Annotated in this window: 20 protein-coding genes; 8 read left to right on the forward strand and 12 right to left on the reverse strand. The window is 56.0% G+C overall.

What is annotated here, in order from left to right; genetic code table 11:
• Window positions 1–154: 154 nt before the first annotated feature.
• Together nrdD and nrdG are read left to right on the forward strand one after the other, a co-directional pair.
• Window positions 155–2,293 carry an anaerobic ribonucleoside-triphosphate reductase gene (gene nrdD, locus AFL22_RS08140; protein ID WP_033759656.1) on the forward strand — a complete coding sequence of 713 codons (2,139 nt, stop codon included), beginning with the start codon at window positions 155–157 and terminating at the stop codon, window positions 2,291–2,293.
• Window positions 2,290–2,757, forward strand: coding sequence for an anaerobic ribonucleoside-triphosphate reductase-activating protein (gene nrdG, locus AFL22_RS08145; RefSeq protein WP_033778405.1), 468 nt, complete (start codon window positions 2,290–2,292; stop codon window positions 2,755–2,757). Before nrdD ends, nrdG begins: the two co-directional genes overlap by 4 nt.
• On the opposite strand, the gene AFL22_RS08150 is transcribed toward nrdG, so the two are convergent.
• The gene (locus tag AFL22_RS08150) at window positions 2,749–3,384 is read right to left on the reverse strand and encodes an NAD(P)H-binding protein (protein ID WP_052271168.1); all 636 of its coding nucleotides are present in this window, start codon (window positions 3,382–3,384) and stop codon (window positions 2,749–2,751) included. The two genes, nrdG and AFL22_RS08150, sit on opposite strands and share 9 nt — an antisense overlap.
• A gap of 144 nt (window positions 3,385–3,528) precedes the next feature.
• Here AFL22_RS08150 and AFL22_RS08155 point away from each other — a divergent pair, with 144 nt between their 5' ends.
• Window positions 3,529–4,050: a type 1 glutamine amidotransferase domain-containing protein gene (locus AFL22_RS08155; protein WP_052271169.1), complete on the forward strand. Its 522-nt coding sequence runs from the start codon at window positions 3,529–3,531 to the stop codon at window positions 4,048–4,050.
• Between the two features lie 34 nt (window positions 4,051–4,084).
• Here AFL22_RS08155 and AFL22_RS08160 read toward each other — a convergent pair whose 3' ends face one another.
• Window positions 4,085–4,513: a YhbP family protein gene (locus AFL22_RS08160; RefSeq protein WP_052271170.1), complete on the reverse strand. Its 429-nt coding sequence runs from the start codon at window positions 4,511–4,513 to the stop codon at window positions 4,085–4,087.
• A gap of 75 nt (window positions 4,514–4,588) precedes the next feature.
• On the opposite strand from AFL22_RS08160, the gene AFL22_RS08165 reads away from it, so the two are divergent.
• On the forward strand, window positions 4,589–4,882 hold the full coding sequence (locus AFL22_RS08165; protein ID WP_031292823.1) for a GIY-YIG nuclease family protein: 294 nt from the start codon (window positions 4,589–4,591) through the stop codon (window positions 4,880–4,882).
• Here the strand turns inward: AFL22_RS08165 and AFL22_RS08170 are convergent.
• Window positions 4,866–5,372, reverse strand: a complete 507-nt coding sequence (locus AFL22_RS08170) for an N-acetyltransferase (RefSeq protein ID WP_010251747.1) — start codon at window positions 5,370–5,372, stop codon at window positions 4,866–4,868. The genes AFL22_RS08165 and AFL22_RS08170 overlap by 17 nt on opposite strands.
• Window positions 5,366–5,890 (reverse strand): SCP2 sterol-binding domain-containing protein, encoded by a 525-nt coding sequence (locus AFL22_RS08175; RefSeq protein WP_010251750.1) that lies wholly within the window; start codon window positions 5,888–5,890, stop codon window positions 5,366–5,368. The genes AFL22_RS08170 and AFL22_RS08175 overlap by 7 nt, the downstream gene beginning before the upstream one ends.
• A 204-nt stretch (window positions 5,891–6,094) precedes the next feature.
• On the opposite strand from AFL22_RS08175, the gene AFL22_RS08180 reads away from it, so the two are divergent.
• The 3 genes from AFL22_RS08180 to AFL22_RS08190 all read left to right on the forward strand — a co-directional run bounded on the left by AFL22_RS08180 (window position 6,095) and on the right by AFL22_RS08190 (window position 9,109).
• The gene (locus AFL22_RS08180; protein WP_052271171.1) at window positions 6,095–7,090 is read left to right on the forward strand and encodes a peptidase U32 family protein; all 996 of its coding nucleotides are present in this window, start codon (window positions 6,095–6,097) and stop codon (window positions 7,088–7,090) included.
• A gap of 9 nt (window positions 7,091–7,099) precedes the next feature.
• Window positions 7,100–7,978, forward strand: coding sequence for a U32 family peptidase (locus AFL22_RS08185; RefSeq protein WP_033759648.1), 879 nt, complete (start codon window positions 7,100–7,102; stop codon window positions 7,976–7,978).
• A 120-nt stretch (window positions 7,979–8,098) separates the two neighbouring features.
• Window positions 8,099–9,109, forward strand: a complete 1,011-nt coding sequence (locus AFL22_RS08190) for a luciferase-like monooxygenase (RefSeq protein ID WP_010251755.1) — start codon at window positions 8,099–8,101, stop codon at window positions 9,107–9,109.
• Here the strand turns inward: AFL22_RS08190 and AFL22_RS08195 are convergent, their stop codons facing one another.
• On the reverse strand, window positions 9,110–10,030 hold the full coding sequence (locus AFL22_RS08195) for an AraC family transcriptional regulator (RefSeq protein WP_033770876.1): 921 nt from the start codon (window positions 10,028–10,030) through the stop codon (window positions 9,110–9,112).
• A 174-nt stretch (window positions 10,031–10,204) separates the two neighbouring features.
• Here AFL22_RS08195 and AFL22_RS08200 point away from each other — a divergent pair, with 174 nt between their 5' ends.
• Window positions 10,205–10,951 (forward strand): glucose 1-dehydrogenase, encoded by a 747-nt coding sequence (locus AFL22_RS08200; protein WP_033770875.1) that lies wholly within the window; start codon window positions 10,205–10,207, stop codon window positions 10,949–10,951.
• 55 nt (window positions 10,952–11,006) lie between these two features.
• Here the strand turns inward: AFL22_RS08200 and AFL22_RS08205 are convergent, their stop codons facing one another.
• The 7 genes from AFL22_RS08205 to infB all read right to left on the reverse strand — a co-directional run bounded on the left by AFL22_RS08205 (window position 11,007) and on the right by infB (window position 21,100).
• On the reverse strand, window positions 11,007–12,947 hold the full coding sequence (locus AFL22_RS08205; RefSeq protein ID WP_031592043.1) for a DEAD/DEAH family ATP-dependent RNA helicase: 1,941 nt from the start codon (window positions 12,945–12,947) through the stop codon (window positions 11,007–11,009).
• Window positions 12,948–13,125: 178 nt separating this feature from the next.
• On the reverse strand, window positions 13,126–14,010 hold the full coding sequence (gene nlpI, locus AFL22_RS08210) for a lipoprotein NlpI (RefSeq protein ID WP_010251765.1): 885 nt from the start codon (window positions 14,008–14,010) through the stop codon (window positions 13,126–13,128).
• Window positions 14,011–14,139: 129 nt separating this feature from the next.
• The gene (pnp, locus tag AFL22_RS08215; protein ID WP_010251767.1) at window positions 14,140–16,278 is read right to left on the reverse strand and encodes a polyribonucleotide nucleotidyltransferase; all 2,139 of its coding nucleotides are present in this window, start codon (window positions 16,276–16,278) and stop codon (window positions 14,140–14,142) included.
• A 310-nt stretch (window positions 16,279–16,588) separates the two neighbouring features.
• Window positions 16,589–16,858, reverse strand: coding sequence for a 30S ribosomal protein S15 (rpsO, locus tag AFL22_RS08220; RefSeq protein ID WP_003851063.1), 270 nt, complete (start codon window positions 16,856–16,858; stop codon window positions 16,589–16,591).
• A 131-nt stretch (window positions 16,859–16,989) separates the two neighbouring features.
• A complete protein-coding gene (gene truB, locus AFL22_RS08225; protein ID WP_033787497.1) occupies window positions 16,990–17,934 on the reverse strand; it encodes a tRNA pseudouridine(55) synthase TruB in 945 nt (314 codons plus the stop codon).
• Complete coding sequence (gene rbfA / locus AFL22_RS08230; protein WP_010251785.1) at window positions 17,934–18,341, reverse strand: 30S ribosome-binding factor RbfA; 408 nt, start codon at window positions 18,339–18,341, stop codon at window positions 17,934–17,936. Before rbfA ends, truB begins: the two co-directional genes overlap by 1 nt.
• Before the next feature lie 65 nt (window positions 18,342–18,406).
• The gene (gene infB, locus AFL22_RS08235; RefSeq protein WP_010251789.1) at window positions 18,407–21,100 is read right to left on the reverse strand and encodes a translation initiation factor IF-2; all 2,694 of its coding nucleotides are present in this window, start codon (window positions 21,098–21,100) and stop codon (window positions 18,407–18,409) included.
• Window positions 21,101–21,107: the final 7 nt, after the last annotated feature.

The following is a 21,107-nucleotide window of genomic DNA, read 5'->3' on the forward strand; positions in this document are numbered from 1 at the left end:
GAACCAGCACCCGATTTTTTACATCAGCCAGAGTTTTCCAGCGGGTTGAGGCTTCCTTGTTTCAGGTCAAATCTGATCGCAATAATTCTCAGCAATCACTACATGTAGCGAATAGAATCCTTTCGACCCCTATATGTAGTTTATGGAGAGAGAAATGGCGACGGTGGTAATCAAGCGTGATGGATGCCGGACAGGCTTTGATGCGCAGCGTATTGAGCAGGCCGTGGCGGCGGCGGCACGGGCAGCCGAAGTAGAAGACGCGGCCTGGTGCGCGCAGGTCGCTGAGCGCGTGGCATTGCGGCTGGCCGATTGTCCGGAAGTGGATATCCGTGAAATTCAGTGTGCGGTAGAAGAGACGCTGATGGCGGGTCCTTACCCTCAACTGGCCCGCGCCTACATTGAATACCGCCACGATCGCGACGTCGCCCGCGATCGTCAGAGCCAGTTACATCACGCCATTCGCGGACTGGTCGATCAGACCAATGCGGCGCTGCTGAACGAGAATGCCAACAAAGACAGCAAAGTGATCCCGACGCAGCGCGATCTGCTGGCCGGGATCGTGGCTAAACACTACGCACAGCAGCAGATCCTGCCGCGCGATGTGGTGCTGGCGCACGAGCGCGGCGAGATCCACTATCACGATCTCGACTACTCCCCTTTCTTCCCGATGTTCAACTGCATGCTGATCGATCTGAAAGGCATGCTGACCAACGGTTTCAAAATGGGCAATGCTGAGATCGAGCCGCCTAAATCGATCGCCACCGCCACCGCCGTGACGGCGCAGATCATCGCGCAGGTCGCCAGCCATATTTACGGCGGCACCACCATTAACCGTATTGATGAAGTGCTGGCCCCGTTTGTTGAGCAGAGCTATGCCCGGCATCTGGCGATTGCTGAGCAGTGGCAGATCCCGCAGGCCGAGCAGTATGCGCGCCAGCGTACGGAGAAAGAGTGCTACGACGCCTTTCAGTCGCTGGAGTATGAGGTGAATACCCTGCACACCGCCAACGGCCAGACGCCATTTGTCACCTTTGGTTTTGGTCTGGGGACGGACTGGGCGGCCCGGCTGATTCAGCAGTCGATTCTGCTTAACCGGCTGGCCGGACTGGGTAAAAATCGCAAGACGGCGGTGTTCCCTAAACTGGTGTTCAGCATTCGCGAAGGCGTCAACCGCCGGGCGGGCGACGTTAATTACGATATCAAACAACTGGCGCTGGAGTGCGCCAGCAAGCGGATGTATCCCGACATCCTCAATTACGATCAGGTGGTTAAAGTCACCGGCTCGTTTAAAACCCCAATGGGTTGCCGTAGTTTCCTTGGCGTTTATGAAGAGAACGGCGAGCAGATTCATGAGGGCCGCAACAATATCGGGGTAATCAGCCTGAACCTGCCGCGCATCGCACTGGAAGCGGGCGGGGATGAAGCGCGCTTCTGGACGCTGCTCGATGCACGACTGCAGCTGGCTAAGCGGGCGCTGATGACGCGGGTGGCGCGGCTGGAGAAGACCAAAGCACGCGTGGCGCCCATCCTCTATATGGAAGGCGCCTGTGGCGTTCGGCTGAATGCGGATGATGAAGTCGGTCCTATTTTCCGTAATGGCCGCGCGTCGCTGTCGCTGGGCTATATCGGCCTGCATGAAACCCTGAATGCGCTCAGCGGCGGTCATCAGCATCCTTACGATGACGCGGCCCTGCGCGCCAAAGGGGTAGAGATCATTGCTTACATGCGCGATGCCACCGAGCGCTGGAAAGCTGAAACAGGCTATGGGTTCAGCCTTTACAGCACGCCAAGCGAGAATCTTTGCGACCGTTTCTGCCGTCTTGATGCGGCGCAGTTTGGCCTGGTGCCAGGCGTTACCGACAAGGGCTACTACACCAACAGCTTCCATCTCGACGTTGAGAAGAAGGTCAATCCTTACGACAAAATCGACTTTGAAGCGCCCTATCCGCCGCTGGCGAATGGCGGATTCATCTGTTACGGCGAATACCCGAATGTGCAGCACAACCTCAAGGCGCTGGAGGATGTCTGGGATTACAGCTACGACCGCGTGCCCTATTACGGCACTAATACCCCGATTGATGAGTGCTACGAGTGCGGCTTCAACGGCGAGTTCACCTGTACCAGCCGCGGCTTCACCTGTCCGAATTGCGGCAACCACGATCCGGCGCGCGTCTCCGTCACCCGGCGGGTCTGCGGCTATCTGGGCAGCCCGGATGCGCGGCCCTTTAATGCCGGTAAACAGCAGGAAGTGCAGCGTCGGGTGAAGCATCTGTCTGAAGGACCGCTGGGATGATGCATATCCATCGCTACTATGATGTGGATATCGTTAATGGACCTGGCACCCGCTGCACGCTGTTTGTCGCTGGTTGCGAACATCAGTGTCGCGGCTGTTATAACCAGAGCACCTGGCGGCTCGACTCCGGCGTGCCCTTTACGCTTGAGATGGAGGAGCAACTGCTGGCGGATTTGCAGGACACCCGCATTCCGCGCCAGGGATTGTCGCTGAGCGGCGGCGATCCGCTGCATCCGCATAACGTGCCGCACATTCGCCGTCTGGTGAAACGGGTGCGACAGACGTGTCCCGGTAAAGATATCTGGCTCTGGACCGGTTACCGGATGCAGGAGCTGAATGCGGCGCAGCGCGCTGTGCTGGTCTATCTCGACGTGCTGATCGATGGCCGTTTTGTCGAAGAGGAGAAGGATGCCACGCTGCAATGGCGCGGCAGCCGTAATCAGATTATCTGGCAGTTACGCTGAGTGGCGCGGGATTTCGCCAGACTCAATGATTTTGACGCTCTCACTCCCCGGCGTAAAAGCCTGCTGGTGCAGACAGCGTGCCACGTCGTGCGCGCTGACCGCCCGCCAGTTGCCCGGCAGGAGCGAGAACAGCGGTCCCGCCAGGCTTTCACCCCGGCGCTTCTGCGCGCGATCCCCTAGCAGCAATGAAGGCCGCACCAGCGTCAGGCGCGGCCAGCCCTGATGGCGCAGCGCATTCTCCATTTCGCCTTTGACGCGATTATATAAAAACGGTGAGTGACGACTGGCCCCGTGCGCGCTGACCACCAGCATCTGCTTCGCCCCCAGACGTAATCCGCTTAACCCGCTGTCCACCACCAGGGTGTAATCAACGTGGATAAAAGCCTGTTTACTGCCCGCCTGCTTACGCGTGGTGCCCAGGCAGCAGAACACCGTGTCCAGCGAGCTTTGCAGCGGCCCGAGTATATCGGTGAGATCGGCCTCAACCGGGTTTACCACCTTGTTCATCGCGGGCAGTGGCCGACGGGTTGGCGCGATGATCTCATCGACGCGTGGATCCTCAATCAGTAAGCGCAGCAGATGCGACCCGACTAAGCCGGTGGCACCGGTCAGTAATACGCGATTCATCTCAGATTCATCCTTATTTCACTGCTGACTGGTTAAAAGATAGCTGATCTTAACGGGCTGGCTTGCGTTCTCACTCTCAGCGACCAGGCTTATAGCGTTATCCGGAAAGCGCGTCTCGCGCTCCACATGCTGAAGGAGGAAAAAATGAGCAAGAAAGTGGCGGTTTTAATTACCGATGAATTTGAAGACTCAGAATTTACCTCACCTGCGGAAGTTTACAAACGCGCTGGTTTTGAGGTGGTTACCATTGAGAAACAAGCCGGTAATGTCGTTAAAGGCAAGAAAGGCGAAGCGGAAGTGACCATCGATCGCAGCATTGATGACGTCAGCCCGGCTGAATTTGACGCCCTGCTCCTGCCTGGCGGTCACTCGCCCGATGCCCTGCGCGGCGGCGATCGTTTTGTTGCTTTTACCAAAGAGTTTGTTGCCAGCGGCAAGCCAATTTTTGCCATCTGCCACGGGCCACAGCTGCTGATTAGCGCTAACGGCGTGCGCGGTCGCAAGATGACTACCGTTAAAGCCGTTGCCATTGACCTGATCAATGCCGGTGCCGACTTCCATGACAAGGAAGTGGTAGTAGACGACGATAAGCTGGTCACCAGCCGCACTCCGGCCGATTTACCGGCCTTTAATCGTGAATCCCTGCGGATCCTCGAAGCGCTGTAAGCCGCGACGCCCTTTTCTGCTGAAAAGGGCGTTTCTATTTCTCCCGCTGCCAGGCAATTTTCTTGCCGAATCCCAGCGCATTATCCGTCATCTTCACTTCATCCAGCACAATCTCCCACAGCGGTGCCGACACTTTGCGTGAGACCGGAAAACGTTTCTGATAAGCGGCTCTGGCGACCTTCTCTGTTGACTCTTCCAGCCGTTTGACCCGGCCACGATACTGCACGCCTTTAATCAGCAGCACGCTTCTGGGCTGGCCATTGACGGTGCCCGCAACCTGCGGATTCTGCACCATTAACTCACCGTGACGGGTATCGGGTTCCGTCATGATCCAGAAGGCCATGCGCGTCTCGTCAAAGACGTAGTAGCAGTTAGCGCACCACAGTTGATCGTCGGCGGTACAGCAGAGTGAAAGCACATGCTGCTTTCTCAGATAGCGAACCAGATGGGCGTGATCGGACAAGATAAACTCCTGGCGGTGCACCGGAGAGTGAAGCGCGCTACACTGCCCGGCACCTTTTTTTGGGAAATGATTGCGATGAGTCAGCAGTGGCAACTCTACATCGTCCGTACGGCGAAAGGGAGCCTGTACACCGGTATCACCACGGATGTGGTGCGCCGGGTCGCTCAGCACCAGAGCGGACGCGGCGCCCGCGCGCTGCGCGGCAAAGGGCCGCTGGACCTGGTGTTTCACTGTGACGCGGGCGATCGCGCCAGCGCCTCCAGACTGGAGTATCAGGTCAAGCAGCTGACCCGCCAGCAGAAATTACTGCTGGTGGCGGGCCAGCCCGGCTGTCTGGAGAGCTGGCTGGGTATTACGGCTGGCGATTAAAGGGTTCGGCGTAGTCGATCTGCCCTTCCGCCCCGTCATACGCATTATCGGCCAGACGGTAGACCTGGAACGTTGCCTCTGTGCCCGGCCAGCGGCTGCGCAGGCCGTGGCGTGCCGCCGGTTCAAAACCAAAACGGTTGAACAGCGCCGGATCGCCCAGCACCACTACCGCGCTGTAGCCAAATTCATTGAGCGTATCCAGCCCCTCATAGATCAGCTTGCTGGCAATTCCCTGACCGCGCAGCGTCTCATCGACGGCCAGCGGTGCCAGGCCAACCCAGCCGCGATCTTCACCCTGAACGCTGACCGGACTGAATGCGGCATAACCCAGCACCTGTCCCTCGTCATCCGTCGCGACCACGCCTAAGGTCAGCAAGCCATCTTCACGCAGCGCCTGAGTCAGTTCCGCCTCTGCTGAGGTACTGAAGCAGCGTCTGAGCAGTGCGTCGATGCCTGCGGCATCCACGCCAATTTCACTACGAATCAACATGCAGCACCTGCGCGCGCCTGTGCGGCCTTCGCGTCCTGTTTCATGCCGGCGTCGACAAATGCCGCCATCTGCTCAATTGCCGTGCGTAACGCGGTGGGCATAGCCTCGGGTTCAATAGCATCCATTACGTTCTTCACCTCAAGTCCCAGTTCAGTGTCACCTTCAATCACCAGCCGGCGTTGAAAGAACAGCATGTCGGGATCTGCTTTACGTGCTGCCACCAGCAACAGATCATTGGCATTGCCCCGAAACCAGACATCCGCTTCGGACTGTTGCAATACCGCCAGTCGGCCGTCCTGCAGCGTGGTTATCCATTGCAGATTGAGATCGGCAATTTCAATACCCAGCAGGCGACCATCCAGAAAGTCTAACTCACCTTCAGCCAAAGCATGACGAAATTGCCAGTTTAAGAGTTGTTGCAGAAGCAACTTTTTGACCGGGAATGGGGTGAACGCAGCGGGTAACCCTAAGATTTTAGGACCGTTTTTCACACAATGGGCATGTATCCGCTCTAACACTTTCGTCACTCCCTTCAGAAAATTTTACGTATATTGCCATATCCTTTTCTGCGCGCCTCCTCTGAGATCAATAAAAACCGCTGCCATGCAGGTAAAAAAAGCGCCGCCGGGCGGATGAATTTGAATTTCACTGCCCCAAATCAACACGCTGCCCGGACCAGATGCCTAGACTCGACGCCCATCTGCATGTTGAGAGGAATATCTATGGAACTGCTCTGCCCGGCAGGAAACTTACCCGCAGTGCGCACCGCTGTAGAGAATGGCGCTGATGCGGTGTATGTGGGGCTGAAAGATGACACCAATGCCCGTCATTTTGCGGGTCTGAATTTCACCGATAAGAAACTGGCTGAAGCCGCGCGTTATCTTCATCAGCATCGCCGCAAACTGCATGTCGCGATCAACACCTTTGCCCATCCGGATGGCATGGGCCGCTGGCAGCGGGCGATTGATGTGGCGGCACAAAACGGAGCCGACGCGCTGATCCTGGCGGATATCGCCACGCTGGAGTATGCCGCGACGCACTATCCCCAGGTTGAACGTCATCTTTCTGTACAGGCTTCGGCGACCAATCTGGAGGCGATTCGCTTTTACCATCGCCACTTCAATCTGCAGCGTGTGGTGCTGCCGCGCGTGCTGTCGATTCACCAGGTTAAACAGCTGGCGCGCAGCACGCCGGTGCCGCTGGAGGTGTTCGCCTTTGGCAGCCTGTGCATCATGGCGGAAGGCCGCTGCTACCTCTCTTCCTGGCTGACCGGTGAATCGCCTAACAGCGCCGGTGCCTGCTCTCCGGCGAAGTTTGTGCGCTGGCAGCAGACGCCGCAGGGCATGGAGTCACGTCTTAATGAAGTGTTAATTGATCGCTACGCCCCGGACGAAAGCGCGGGTTATCCGACACTTTGCAAAGGACGGTATATGGTTAACGACAAGCGTTATCACGTGCTCGAGGAGCCCACCAGTCTGAACACGCTGGAGCTGCTGCCGGAACTGCTGCGGGCAGGCATCGCCTCGGTGAAAATCGAAGGCCGTCAGCGCAGCCCTGCCTATGTCGCTGACGTGGCGCGCGTCTGGCGTCAGGCAATTGATCGCTGCAAGGCGCAGCCGGAACAGTTTGAAGTCGCACCACAGTGGATGCAGACGCTGGGCGATCTCTCAGAAGGTTCGCAAACCACGCTGGGTGCTTATCACCGTGAATGGCAATAAGGAGTCATGATGCAATATGCCCTTGGGCCGGTGCTCTGGTACTGGCCGACCGATACGCTGGAAGATTTTTACCAGCAGGCTGCCCGCAGTAGCGCGGATATTATCTACCTTGGCGAAGCGGTGTGCAGTAAACGTCGCGCCACGCCCTATGCCCGCTGGATGGCGCTGGCCCGTGAACTCGCGGCCAGCGGCAAACAGGTGGTGCTGAGCACGCTGGCGCTGCTGCAATCGCCCTCTGAGCTGAAAGAGCTTCAGCGTTACGTAGAGAACGGTGAGTTCCTGATTGAAGCCAATGATATCGGCACGGTAAACATGGCCGCTGAGCGTCATCTGCCCTTTGTCGCGGGCCCGACGCTCAATGTTTATAACGCCGACACGCTGCAGCTGCTGGTCAAAGAGGGCATGACGCGCTGGTGTATGCCGGTGGAGATGTCACGTGACTGGCTGCTACAGCTGCTGGAGCAGTGCGAGACGCGGGGTATCCGGCAGCAGTTTGAGGTGGAGGTGCTGGGCTACGGTCATCTGCCGCTGGCGCTCTCAGCGCGCTGCTTCACCGCCCGCTCGGAAAACCGCGCGAAAGATGACTGCGAAACCTGCTGTATCAACTATCCGACAGGCCGGCGCGTCAACTCCCAGGAGGGGCAGCAGGTGTTCGTCCTCAATGGCATTCAGACCATGAGCGGCTACTGCTATAACCTGGGTAACGATCTGGCTGGTATGCACGGCCAGGTCGATTGCATACGGCTCTCGCCGCAGGATGTGACGACGCTGGCAGAGATCGACCGTTTCCGCGCCAATGAAAACGGTCAGGCTCCGCTAATGGTCGCAAAAGGCAGTGATTGTAACGGTTACTGGCGCAAACTGGCGGGCATGACGCTGGCATCCTGAATAAAAGCACATACCGGCTATATTCCTGCTGAGGTTAGCAGTTTTAATATAAGGAATGATGCGTAATACTAAATGGTGCAGGCCTTAACTTAACGCCTGCGCCATACAACGGGAGTAGTCATGTCTGATAAAAAACCTCTTCGCCTGTCCGTGCTGGATCTCGCGCCGATTCCACAGGGCGCGACCGCTCGGGATGCGTTCCATAATTCGCTGGCGCTGGCGCGTCAGGCTGAAAAACTGGGCTATCAACGCTACTGGCTGGCTGAACATCACAACATGACGGGGATTGCCAGCGCAGCCACCTCCGTGCTGATTGGCTATCTGGCGGCGAATACCGAGACTCTGAAGCTGGGCTCCGGCGGCATTATGTTGCCTAACCATGCGCCGCTGGTAATCGCCGAGCAGTTTGGTACGCTGGCCTCTCTCTATCCTGGCCGTATCGATCTCGGCTTAGGTCGCGCGCCAGGTTCTGACCAGCGCACCATGATGGCGCTGCGCCGTCATCAGGCCAACATGCACATCGACACGTTCCCCGAGGATGTGGCTGAACTGATTAGCTGGTTCGATGCCGAAGCGGATGCGCAGCCGCCGGTGCAGCCGGTACCCGGTCTGGGCCTGCAGATTCCGGTCTGGCTGCTCGGCTCCAGTCTCTACAGCGCACAGCTTTCAGCAAAAATGGGCCTGCCGTTTGCGTTTGCCTCCCATTTTGCCCCTGACCAGCTGTTCCAGGCGCTGCACGTCTACCGCGAAAACTTCCAGCCATCGGCGCGTCTCGACAAGCCTTATGCCATGGTCTGCATTAACGTGATCGCCGCAGACAGTGAGCGTGATGCGCGCTTCCTGTTTACCTCGCAGCAGCAGCAGTTTATTAACCTGCGCCGCGGCAAACCGGGCCCGTTACCGGCACCGGTTGAAAACATGGATAATCTCTGGTCGCCATCAGAACAGTATGGCGTACAGCAGGCGCTCAGCATGTCGCTGGTCGGCGATACGGACAAAGTGCGTCATGGGCTGGCCTCGCTGATGCGTGAAACCCAGGCGGATGAAATTATGGTCAATGGCCAGATTTTTGATTCCGAAGCGCGCCTGCGCTCCTTCGCCATTGCGATGGAAGCGGCTAACAGCCTGTAATCAGTTCTGCGGTGGGCGCAATCTGTCCGGGCTCACCGCCAGCTGACGACTATCCCTGGCCGGAGATTGCCCATACAGGCGGCGATACTCCCGGCTGAACTGTGACGCGCTCTGATACCCCACCCGATAGCCTGCCGTACCGGCATCCAGCTTTTCTACCATCATCAAACGTCGCGCCTCATTCAGCCGCAGTTGTTTCTGGTATTGCATCGGCGTCATGGCCGTGACGGCTTTGAAGTGATGATGCAGCGAAGAGATACTCATGCCGACACTGCTGGCGAGCCGATCGATCTTCAGCGGCTGATGAAAGTTTTCCCGCAGCCAGCGGGCAGCCTGCGCGACCCGGTTGCCCGGCCGCTCAGCCAGCGCCATATTCAGGATGCGCGAACCTTCCGGCCCGGTCAGCAGCCGATAGAAAATCTCCTGCTCAATGAGCGGGGCCAGCGCCTCAATGTCCTCAGGATGGTCAAGCAGGCGTACCAGCCGGATAACCGCATCCACCAGCAAAGGTGAGACCTTATGCACGGTGACGCCGCGTTCACTGTCTGGTGTCACCAGCGGCAGCGTCGGGGGAAACTGTTCGAGGTAGCGCATCAGCCGGGATTCATTGATGGCAATACCAATCCCCAGATTGGGTTTTTCCGGCGTGGCGACGGTGACGCAGGCGCGCACCGGCATATCCAGCGTCACCAGCAGCAGATCGCCCGGACCATAGTGCAGCACCTCATCACCGATATGCAGCGCCTTACCGCCCTGTGCCACCAGGGCAAAACTGGCCCATTGAGCAAAGTGCATTGGCTCAGTCGGTGCTGAAACCCGGCCAAAAAACAGGCAATCTATGGCGCTTGAATGCCGCCCATCCTCCGGAGCATGACGGGCAATTAACTGCGCCAGCCCCTGCCACTTCTCACTCTCTGTCACTGTGTTCTCCCCTCCCGCTATCTGTGCTGATATTACCTGACGCTTAGCGAAATACCTGGCCCGCTGCGCTACTTTTGCAGGATCGTGCAAGAAGCTTGCAGGATTGCACTACCCGCTTTTCGGCACCAGCGCGCATAGTCTTTCGACGCAATCATTACGGCGGAGAACAACATAATGAAGGCACTGCAGAATAAAATCGCGCTGGTAACAGGCGCCTCAAAAGGCATTGGTGCGGCGATTGCCATCGCTTTTGCCGCGGCTGGCGCCCGCGTCGTGGTCAATTATCGTCAGGATGAAGTGGGAGCGGCTGACGTGGTCAGCGATATCGTCACCCTGGGCAGTGAAGCCGTGGCGGTACAGGCAGATATCTCTCTCCTGCGGGATGTGGAACGGCTCTTCGCCACCACCGCAGAGTGCTTCGGCGCGCCCGACATTGTGGTGAACAATGCGGGCAGCTTTCATCACGGCGAGTTTGCGGCGCTGACGCTGGAGGAGATGCAGCAGCAGATTAACGTTAACCTGCTGGGTACGCTGATGGTCTGTCAGCAGGCGATTCATCACTTCCCGGCGCACGGCGGCAGCATTATTAATCTCAGCGCCCTGAACAGTAAAAACAGCACGCCAGGTTCCGTACTCTGGGCGGCAACCAAAGGCGCAGTGGATACCCTGACCCAGGGACTGGCGCGCGAGCTGGGCGCAAAGAACATCCGGGTTAACGCCCTGGCACCAGGCATGATTCTGACGGAGGGATTACTGGCCGCGAAGAGGATGAGCCCACAGCTCAAAGCGCAACTGCTGGCAGCCACGCCGCTGGGACGCTTTGGTCTGCCGGAAGATGTGGCGCAGGTTGCGCTGTTTCTGGCCTCTGAAGAGTCCGCCTGGGTCAGCGGCGAGCGCGTGATGATCAGCGGCGGTGCCTGACAGGCATAAAAAAAGGGAAGCCATTGGCTTCCCTTTTTGTTACGACGCTAAGTCGTTATGCATCACGACGACGTGGAGCGGCGGCTGCGCCCTCTTCACGACGTGGACCACGGCTACCTTCACGGTTGAAAGTACGTCCGCCGCCTTCACGACCACCTTCACGGCGTTCAGAAGAGAAGCGACGACCACCTTCACGGTTAGCTGCGCCCGGACCGCCTGCACCTGGACCGCTGCGACGCTCACCGCCAGCACCAGCTGGACGACGGTCACCACGGCCTTCGTTCGGCTGTGCATCACCCAGTAACTGCATATTCATCGGCTTGTTCAGAATACGGGTACGGGTAAAGTGCTGCAGCACATCGCCTGGCATGCCTTTCGGCAGCTCGATAGTCGAGTGGGTACCGAACAGCTTGATGTTACCGATGTAACGGCTGCTGATGTCGCCTTCGTTAGCGATAGCGCCAACGATGTGACGAACTTCAACACCATCATCGCGGCCTACTTCGATGCGGTACAGCTGCATTTCGCCAACGTCACGACGTTCGCGACGTGGACGATCGCCATCACGGCTTTCGCGGTTTTCACGCGGAGCACGAGAATCGCCACGCGCTTCACGGCTGTCACGACGGCCATCACGCTCGTCACGATCGCGGTATTCGCGACGTGCCGGACGCGGTGCTTCTGGTGGCAGAATCAGAGGACGTTCGCCCTGTGCCATCTTCAGCAGTGCGGCTGCCAGTGTTTCCAGATCCATTTCCTCTTCTGGCTGCATTTTAGCCAGCAGAGCACGGTACTGATCCAGATCGCTGCTTTCCAGCTGCTGCTGAACTTTAGCAGCAAACTTAGCCAGACGACGCTCACCCAGCAGTTCTGCGTTAGGCAGTTCTACCTCAGGAATAGTCAGCTTCATGGTACGTTCGATGTTACGCAGCAGACGGCGTTCGCGGTTTTCAACGAACAGCAGCGCACGGCCAGCACGACCAGCACGACCGGTACGGCCGATACGGTGAACGTAAGATTCTGAGTCCATCGGGATGTCGTAGTTAACAACCAGGCTGATGCGCTCAACGTCCAGGCCACGGGCCGCTACGTCGGTTGCAATCAGAATGTCGAGACGACCATCTTTCAGGCGCTCAAGCGTCTGCTCACGCAGCGCCTGGTTCATGTCACCGTTCAGCGCGGCGCTGTTATAGCCGCTACGTTCCAGCGCTTCTGCCACTTCCATGGTTGCGTTTTTGGTACGCACGAAGATGATGGCAGCATCAAAGTCTTCTGCTTCCAGGAAGCGAACCAGTGCGTCTGTTTTACGACCGTAAGCGGTCCAGTAGCTCTGGCTGATATCAGGACGCGTGGTCAGGCTTGACTGAATACGCACTTCCTGTGGATCTTTCATGAAGCGTTTGGTGATACGACGAATCGCTTCCGGCATGGTTGCAGAGAACAGCGCGGTCTGATGATCGGCTGGAATTTGCGCCATGATGGTTTCAACGTCTTCGATGAAGCCCATGCGCAGCATTTCATCTGCTTCATCCAGCACCAGGCCACGCAGGTTAGAAAGGTCTAACGTGCCGCGTTTCAGGTGGTCAAGCAGACGGCCAGGCGTACCCACAACAACCTGTGGTCCCTGACGCAGTGCGCGCAGCTGCACGTCATAACGCTGGCCGCCGTAAAGGGCAACCACGTTCAGGCCACGCATGTGTTTAGAGAATTCGGTAACTGCTTCAGCAACCTGTACCGCCAGTTCGCGGGTAGGTGCCAGCACCAGGATTTGTGGCGCTTTAACAGTAGGATCAATGTTATGTAACAGCGGCAGAGAGAACGCCGCGGTTTTACCACTCCCGGTCTGCGCCATGCCTAACACGTCACGGCCCGCCAGCAGGTGAGGAATACACTCAGCCTGGATTGGGGATGGCTTTACGTAGCCCATGCCATTCAGTGATTCAAGGATGTCGGCGTTCAGGCCAAGGTCAGCAAAAGTGGTTTGAATATCAGTCATGTAGTACACGTGCCTCTTAGATTGCGGCGGCCAGTCTACATAACTCGTCGTGAAAACTTTCAGTCATTTTCATCAAAAAGTGTGAACCGGCTCAAATTAAAAGTTTTGACGAACAGAAAAGCCTTCATCCTTTAAGATGATGACTTAACAGGTTTTACAGGCAAATTAAGTTCGTCAGCTATTGCTGGTCAGATTCTGATAAATCGTCTTGTGCCTGGCCGAGTTGCGCCAGTTCCAACAATGCGTATCGGTGTTCAACAAAGTTATTGACGTTGTTGGCCACCGCCAGTTTGAACAACGCTTTCGCGTCGTCCTTCTCCCCCAGACTTAGGTAGTACTTACCTAAATAGAAGTTGGTTTCACTGAGATGTTCAGCGAGCGAGGTGTTATCCGTTGCGTCCGCCTTGAGACTTTCCATCAACGTTTTCTCGTTGATATCTCCAAGGTAGAACTCGACAATATTCCATCCCCATTGATCTCTGACCGCTTTGTCGTGACGCTGTTGAAGCGCGACTTTTGCCTTGTCGACATCCATCTCACGTTCAACGAGATAGAGCCACAAACTGCGGAAAGGATCGTTAGGATCGTCTTGATAAAACGCCAGCAGATCATCTTGCGCTAACTTGTATCGACCGCCGTAATAGAGGGCGATACCACGGTTTAAATGCGCATAGTTGTAAGTTGGATCAAGCTCAAGTACAGAATCAAACGCTTCATAGGCGGCATCAAAGTTGCCCGCCTGCGTTAAATATATGCCTAAGTAGTTAAACACTTCGGGCATATCTGGTCTTATAGACAGCGCTTGCGAAAAATCGTTCCGCGCTAATGCCCGCAGACCTAAACTATCATACAACACTCCGCGCTCATATAACAGCTGTGCGCGTTCATCATCGGTGAGAGCGCGACTGGCAAGAATTTGTTCCATGCGCGCCAGTATCACTTCCTGCTGCAGTGTGGGCTGTAAAGGCACTGCAAGAACTTCGTTCTTACGCCAATTGGAGTTGCTGCATCCTGCCAGCGTCAAAGCTGTCGCAACAAAACACCAGCGCAGAAAAGGCTTCATTTCCCACTCCCGAATACAAACATTGGGATAACCATCCTGTCATCCGCCTGCTGTGCACAAGGATTCCCGCCCTCGCGATGATACAAACGCCCCTCTCTGCCAGGCAGAGAGGGGCAAATCAGCAACGACTTATTCAGCAGCGTCAGGCGTGGTCACCGCGACAGCTTCTTCAGCCTGCGGCTTAGATTCTGTCGCTTCTTTGATGCTCAGACGTACACGGCCCTGGCGATCAACTTCCATCACCTTAACCGGTACTTCCTGACCCATCTGCAGATAGTCGGTCACTTTCTCAACGCGCTTATCAGCGATTTGTGAAATGTGAACCAGACCTTCTTTACCGCCGCCGATTGCAACGAAAGCGCCGAAGTCAACGATACGGGTCACTTTACCACTGTAAACGCGGCCCACTTCGATCTCTGCGGTAATCTCTTCGATACGACGAATCGCTTCTTTCGCTTTCAGACCATCAGTCGCAGCGATTTTCACGGTGCCGTCATCTTCAATTTCAATCGTTGTGCCGGTCTCTTCGGTCAGTGCACGAATCACTGAGCCGCCTTTACCGATCACATCTTTGATCTTGTCAGAGCTGATTTTGATGGTGTAAATGCGTGGTGCGAATTCAGAAATCTCAGTACGCGGCGTGCTGATAGCCTGTTCCATAACGCCCAGAATGTGCAGACGTGCACCACGGGCCTGGTTCAGCGCTTCCTGCATGATTTCACGCGTGATGCCTTCGATTTTGATGTCCATCTGCAGCGCGGTGATACCTTCACGGCTACCGGCTACTTTGAAGTCCATGTCGCCCAGGTGATCTTCATCGCCCAGGATGTCAGACAGAACAACAAACTTCTCATCTTCTTTCACCAGACCCATTGCGATACCGGCAACGGCGGCTTTGATTGGCACACCTGCATCCATCAGCGCCAGTGAGGCACCGCAGACAGAGGCCATTGAAGAAGAGCCGTTAGATTCGGTGATTTCAGAAACAACACGAATGGTGTAAGGGAAATCTTCCGCTTTAGGCATTACCGCTAACACGCCGCGCTTCGCCAGACGACCGTGACCAATCTCACGACGCTTCGGCGAACCTACCATGCCGGTTTCGCCGACAGAGTATGGAGGGAAGTTGTAATGGAACAGGAAGCTGTCGGTACGTTCGCCCATCAGCTCATCAAGGTTCTGCGCATCGCGGGTCGTACCCAGCGTTGCAGTAACCAGTGCCTGCGTCTCACCACGGGTGAACAGTGATGAACCGTGTGTACGTGGCAATACGCCAGTACGCACGTCCAGACCACGGATCATATCTTTTTCACGACCATCGATGCGTGGCTCGCCATTCAGGATGCGAGTACGAACAACGGTTTTTTCAAGGCTATGCACGATATCGCCGATTTCTGAACCATCCAGCGTTTCATCTTCAGCCAGCAGCGCAGCGATGGTTTCGTCTTTAATGACGCCAACCTGGGTGTAACGCTCCTGCTTGTCGGTGATGCGGTAAGCATCGCTGATGCGCGCTTCTGCCAGGGCAGCAACGCGAGAAATCAGTGCGGTATTGGCCGCTTCTGGCTGCCAGTCCCAGCGTGGTTTGCCCGCTTCAGCAACCAGAGCATTAATGTTTTCGATAACGATCTGCTGCTGGTCGTGACCAAAGACCACGGCGCCCAGCATCTGCTCTTCTGACAGGATCTCAGCTTCAGATTCAACCATCAGAACGGCATTCTGCGTACCGGCAACCACCAGATCCAGACGGGACTGTTTCAGCTCATCTGCGGTTGGGTTCAGGACATATTGATCGTTGATGTAACCAACACGCGCAGAACCAATTGGGCCATTGAACGGCAGACCAGAAAGCGCCAGTGCAGCAGAAGCACCGATCATGGCAACGATGTCCGGGTGAACCTGTGGGTTCACAGAGACAACAGTGGCGATAACCTGAACTTCGTTAACAAAACCTTCCGGGAACAGCGGACGAATCGGGCGGTCAATCAGACGCGAAATCAGGGTTTCGCCTTCGCTTGGACGGCCTTCACGACGGAAGAAGCTGCCTGGGATACGACCAGCAGCGTAAGTACGCTCCTGATAGTTCACGGTCAGTGGGAAGAAATCCTGACCTGGTTTAGATTTTTTCTGACCTACTACAGTGACGAATACTGCAGTATCGTCCATGCTCACCATAACAGCGGCTGTCGCCTGGCGAGCCATCATGCCGGTTTCCAGCGTGACGGTATGTTGACCATATTGGAATTTGCGTACGATCGGATTCAGCAAAATCAAAGTCCTTAACTTCGGGGCATGGCTATCTGTAGCCCGCCATTGATTACCAATCTTCAGTTGCATCCTCGCGACTAATGACAACCCTCGACCGCCCCTGCGGTAAAGCCTCTCATTAGCCGCGCGAAATTCTGCAAACTAAAGATCACACTAAGCAACAATACATCAGTTTGGTCCGGATTGCTGCCGATTGCTCGAAAAAAGGGGCCATAAAGGCCCCCTCTTCACGAAACTCGCACAAATCTGATCGTAAGCTGCACAGAGTGCAAAAGCCCGCATAATGCCCCGACGATCAGATTCTTCAGACTTAGCGACGCAGACCGAGACTTTCGATCAGGCTGCTGTAGCGTGCAACGTCTTTACGCTTCAGGTAGTCCAGCAGCTTACGACGCTGAGATACCATGCGCAGCAGACCGCGGCGGCTGTGGTGGTCTTTTTTGTGCTCAGAGAAGTGACCCTGCAGATGGGTAATCTGCGCGGTCAACAGGGCAACCTGAACTTCAGTTGAACCGCTGTCGTTAGCACCACGGCCATATTTAGCAACGATCTCTGCTTTAGCTTCTACGCTTAGAGACATAATAAACTCCAGTAATAAATGAATGTATGGGTGCCGATCTCTAATTCAGCATCCCGCTTTAAAGCCGCGCTATTCTACTCTGCGCCCGATAGCAACGCAAATGCCCCATCAGCGAAAAGTGAACGCCTGGCTCAATCCTGATACTCAACCACTAAACGACGTGGCGCAAGCCGGCCATCGTCGGCAATTTCTGCCATACCGATAAACTTACGCGCTTCGCCTTCCGATACCCTTACCAGCCCCTGCGCAGGCGCATTGCTGGCCTGTACCGGCTGTCCCTGGCGGAAGAAATCTGCCACGGCAGGCGGGATATTCACTTCAGGGAAATCAGAGGCGGGGCTGTCCATCGGCAACAACAGCGGATCGAGCTGCGATTCCAGTGGGATGCCGGCTTCTGTGGCTTCCGTCAGCAGGATGTTGAGCTGTTCCAGCGTCACCATCCTTTCATACGGATAACGAGCAACCTGAACGCGACGCAGCATAATCACGTGCGCACCGCATCCCAGCTTTTCGCCCAGGTCATCGATGATGGTGCGGATATAGGTGCCTTTGGAGCAGTGAATCTCCAGCTCCAGCTCGTTATCCTGCCAGCGAATGAATTGCAGTTCATAGACAGTGATCGGACGCGGTTCACGCGCAATCTCAATGCCCTGACGCGCATATTCATACAGCGGGCGTCCCTGATGCTTCAGTGCCGAAAACATTGAAGGCACCTGCAGCGTTTCGCCGCGGAAGCTCTCCAGAGCACTGTCCAGATCGGCCTGAGTGAAGCTGACCGGACGCGTCTGCACGATGTTGCCATCGGCGTCTGACGTGTCGGTCCGCTCGCCCAGTCGGGCAATCACGCGATAGCGTTTGTCGGAATCGAGCAGATACTGCGAAAACTTAGTCGCTTCACCCAGGCAGATCGGCAACATGCCGGTAGCCAGAGGATCCAGCGCGCCGGTATGTCCTGCGCGATTCGCGTTAAAGATACGCTTCACTTTCTGCAGGACATCATTCGACGAGACGCCTTGTGGCTTATCCAGCAACAACACGCCATGGACGTCGCGACCGCGACGACGCGGACGACTCATTACGCCTCCTCGTCATCGCCAGTGGCGTCCGGACCACGGCGCTCAGTATCGTTCTTCACGACGCTGGTGACGAGATTGGACATGCGCATCCCTTCGACTAACGAGTTGTCGTAGAAGAAAGTCAGCTCAGGCACGATACGCAGACGCATCGCTTTGCCCAGCAGAATGCGGATATAACCTGACGCTTCTTTCAGCGCTTTCAGGCCATGTTTAATCGCTTCTTCATCTTTGTCGTTGAGGAAAGTCACGAACACTTTTGCGTAAGCGAGATCGCGTGAGACTTCAACGCCAGATACGGTGACCATCATGCCAAGACGTGGATCTTTGATCTCACGCTGCAGGATCATCGCAATCTCTTTTTGCAGCTCTTGTGAAACGCGCTGCGGGCGACCAAATTCTTTCGCCATCATTATTTCTCCCAAATAATTCGGGAGGCCAGAGGCCTCCCAAATTGCAACACATCAGCAGTCTATTACTCGATGGTGCGTTTAATTTCGATGATTTCAAACACTTCGATCATATCGCCAACGCGAACGTCGTTGTAGTTCTTCACGCCGATACCGCACTCCATGCCGTTACGCACTTCGTTGACGTCATCTTTAAAGCGACGCAGAGATTCCAGCTCGCCTTCGTAAATTACCACGTTGTCACGCAGGACACGGATTGGATTGTGACGCTTGATGTTACCTTCCGTCACCATACAACCGGCAATCGCGCCAAACTTCGGTGATTTGAACACATCGCGCACCGCAGCCAGACCGATGATCTGCTGTTTGTACTCTGGTGCCAGCATGCCGCTCATCGCCGCTTTAACTTCGTCAATCAGGTTATAGATGACAGAGTAGTAGCGCAGATCCAGGCTTTCTGCGTCAATGACGCGACGCGCAGAGGCATCGGCACGAACGTTGAAGCCAAGGAGGATGGCGTTAGAGGCAGCAGCCAGGGTCGCATCGGTTTCGGTAATCCCGCCCACGCCTGAACCCACAATCTTCACCTTCACTTCGTCGGTGGAGAGTTTCTGCAGGGAGTCGGAGATTGCTTCCACAGAACCCTGAACGTCAGCTTTCAGAACGATGTTCAGTTCAGACACTTCGCCTTCGGTCATGTTAGCAAACATGTTCTCGAGCTTAGATTTCTGCTGGCGAGCCAGTTTAACTTCGCGGAATTTGCCCTGACGATAGAGCGCAACTTCACGTGCTTTCTTCTCGTCACGTACCACGGTCGCTTCATCACCCGCAGCCGGCACGCCGGACAGGCCCAGAATCTCAACCGGGATAGATGGACCCGCTTCCATGACTTCGCGACCCAGTTCGTCACGCATTGCACGAACGCGGCCATATTCGAAACCACAAAGAACGATGTCGCCTTTGTTCAGCGTACCTTCACGTACCAGCACGGTGGCAACCGGACCACGACCTTTGTCGAGGAACGATTCGATCACCACGCCGCTCGCCATACCTTCACGGATAGCGGTCAGTTCCAGCACTTCCGCCTGTAGCAGGATAGCGTTTAACAGGTCATCAATGCCGGTACCCGCTTTCGCAGAGACATTAACGAACATGTTTTCGCCGCCCCACTCTTCCGGAATGATACCGTACTGAGTCAGTTCGTTTTTAACACGATCCGGATCCGCTTCTGGCTTATCGCACTTGTTCACTGCAACCACAACCGGCACTTTAGCGGCTTTGGCGTGCTGAATAGCTTCGACAGTCTGTGGCATCACGCCATCGTCTGCTGCAACCACCAGGATAACGATATCGGTCGCCTGCGCACCACGTGCACGCATCGCGGTAAACGCGGCGTGGCCCGGGGTATCCAGGAAGGTAACCATACCGTTGTCGGTTTCAACGTGGTAAGCACCGATGTGCTGAGTAATACCGCCCGCTTCGCCAGAGGCGATTTTAGTGGAACGGATATAGTCCAGCAGGGACGTTTTACCGTGGTCGACGTGGCCCATGATGGTGACAACCGGAGCACGAGACTCCTGCGCAGCATCAGTATCACGATCGTCCATTACCGCTTCTTCCAGCTCGTTCTCACGACGCAGGGTCACTTTGTGGCCCATCTCTTCGGCAACGAGCTGTGCAGTTTCCTGGTCGATGACCTGGTTGATGGTCGCCATGGCGCCCATTCTCATCATCGCTTTAATGACCAGAGAACCTTTCACCGCCATTTTGTTAGCCAGTTCGGCTACGGTGATAGTTTCGCCAATCACAACATCGCGGTTAACGGCCTGCGCTGGCTTGTTGAAGCCCTGCTGCAGTGCGCTAGGTTTGCGATGCTTGCCGCCTTTACCACCACGAACCTGCGCACGCGCTTCTTCACGGTCAGTTTTGGCTTCAGAGTGTTTGTTGCCTTTTTTCGCCGGACGCGCAGCTTTAGCCGTAGTACGCGCACGCGCACGACCTGCTTCAACCTGACGGTCGTTTTCGTCTTCCGCCTGACGGGCATGGGTCGAAGTGGTGACGTGATAGTCGCCTTTATCCTCTTCTTCCGGTTTTTCCCATTCAGCTGATTTCTCTTCAGCCAGACGGCGGGCTTCTTCTGCTACGAGGCGGGCAGCCTCTTCAAGCTTACGGCGGGCTTCTTCTTCAGCTTTACGCTTCAGTTCGGCAGCTTCAGCTTCGCGACGGGCTTTGTCTGATTGCGCAGCCCTGGTCACTTCGTCGGTAGGTTGATTTGTCACTTTTTCATTTTCCGCTGCTGCACGTTTGGCCTTGTCAGCGGCTTCGCGCCTGGCTTTATCTTCGGCTTCACGTTGCGCTTTCTGTTCAGCTTCGCGACGGGCTTTTTCTTCAGCCTCGCGTTGCGCCTGCTCTTCCGCTTCACGCTGCGCCTCGGCTTCAGCTTCTGCCTGAGCTTGCTCAGCCTCTGCATCACCCTTCACATAGGTACGCTTTTTGCGGACTTCAATTTGCACCGACTTACTTTTACCCCCGGTGCCTGGAATATTCAAGGTGCTGCGCGTTTTACGCTGCAGCGTCAGCTTAGCTGAACCGACCTGACCGTGTTCACGGTTCAGATGAGATAGTAAGGTTTCTTTCTCTTGCTGGGTCACCGCGTCATTTTCAGACTTAGGGATCCCCGCATCAGCAAATTGCTGTACCAGGCGATCGACCGGAGTCTGAATTTCTGCGGCCAGCGATTTTACGGTTACATCTGTCATGCTGTTC

Source organism: Pantoea sp. CFSAN033090, assembly GCF_001264395.1.
Classification (GTDB): domain Bacteria; phylum Pseudomonadota; class Gammaproteobacteria; order Enterobacterales; family Enterobacteriaceae; genus Pantoea; species Pantoea agglomerans.

Bases quoted from the DNA above. Each gene is read 5' to 3' on its own strand.
- nrdD (WP_033759656.1), top strand. From the start codon at position 155: ATGGCGACGGTGGTAATCAAGCGTGATGGATGCCGGACAGGCTTTGAT.
- nrdG (WP_033778405.1), top strand. From the start codon at position 2,290: ATGATGCATATCCATCGCTACTATGATGTGGATATCGTTAATGGACCT.
- AFL22_RS08150 (WP_052271168.1), bottom strand. From the start codon at position 3,384: ATGAATCGCGTATTACTGACCGGTGCCACCGGCTTAGTCGGGTCGCAT.
- AFL22_RS08155 (WP_052271169.1), top strand. From the start codon at position 3,529: ATGAGCAAGAAAGTGGCGGTTTTAATTACCGATGAATTTGAAGACTCA.
- AFL22_RS08165 (WP_031292823.1), top strand. From the start codon at position 4,589: ATGAGTCAGCAGTGGCAACTCTACATCGTCCGTACGGCGAAAGGGAGC.
- AFL22_RS08170 (WP_010251747.1), bottom strand. From the start codon at position 5,372: ATGTTGATTCGTAGTGAAATTGGCGTGGATGCCGCAGGCATCGACGCA.
- AFL22_RS08180 (WP_052271171.1), top strand. From the start codon at position 6,095: ATGGAACTGCTCTGCCCGGCAGGAAACTTACCCGCAGTGCGCACCGCT.
- AFL22_RS08185 (WP_033759648.1), top strand. From the start codon at position 7,100: ATGCAATATGCCCTTGGGCCGGTGCTCTGGTACTGGCCGACCGATACG.
- AFL22_RS08190 (WP_010251755.1), top strand. From the start codon at position 8,099: ATGTCTGATAAAAAACCTCTTCGCCTGTCCGTGCTGGATCTCGCGCCG.
- AFL22_RS08200 (WP_033770875.1), top strand. From the start codon at position 10,205: ATGAAGGCACTGCAGAATAAAATCGCGCTGGTAACAGGCGCCTCAAAA.
- AFL22_RS08205 (WP_031592043.1), bottom strand. From the start codon at position 12,947: ATGACTGATATTCAAACCACTTTTGCTGACCTTGGCCTGAACGCCGAC.
- nlpI (WP_010251765.1), bottom strand. From the start codon at position 14,010: ATGAAGCCTTTTCTGCGCTGGTGTTTTGTTGCGACAGCTTTGACGCTG.
- rpsO (WP_003851063.1), bottom strand. From the start codon at position 16,858: ATGTCTCTAAGCGTAGAAGCTAAAGCAGAGATCGTTGCTAAATATGGC.
- truB (WP_033787497.1), bottom strand. From the start codon at position 17,934: ATGAGTCGTCCGCGTCGTCGCGGTCGCGACGTCCATGGCGTGTTGTTG.
- rbfA (WP_010251785.1), bottom strand. From the start codon at position 18,341: ATGGCGAAAGAATTTGGTCGCCCGCAGCGCGTTTCACAAGAGCTGCAA.
- infB (WP_010251789.1), bottom strand. From the start codon at position 21,100: ATGACAGATGTAACCGTAAAATCGCTGGCCGCAGAAATTCAGACTCCG.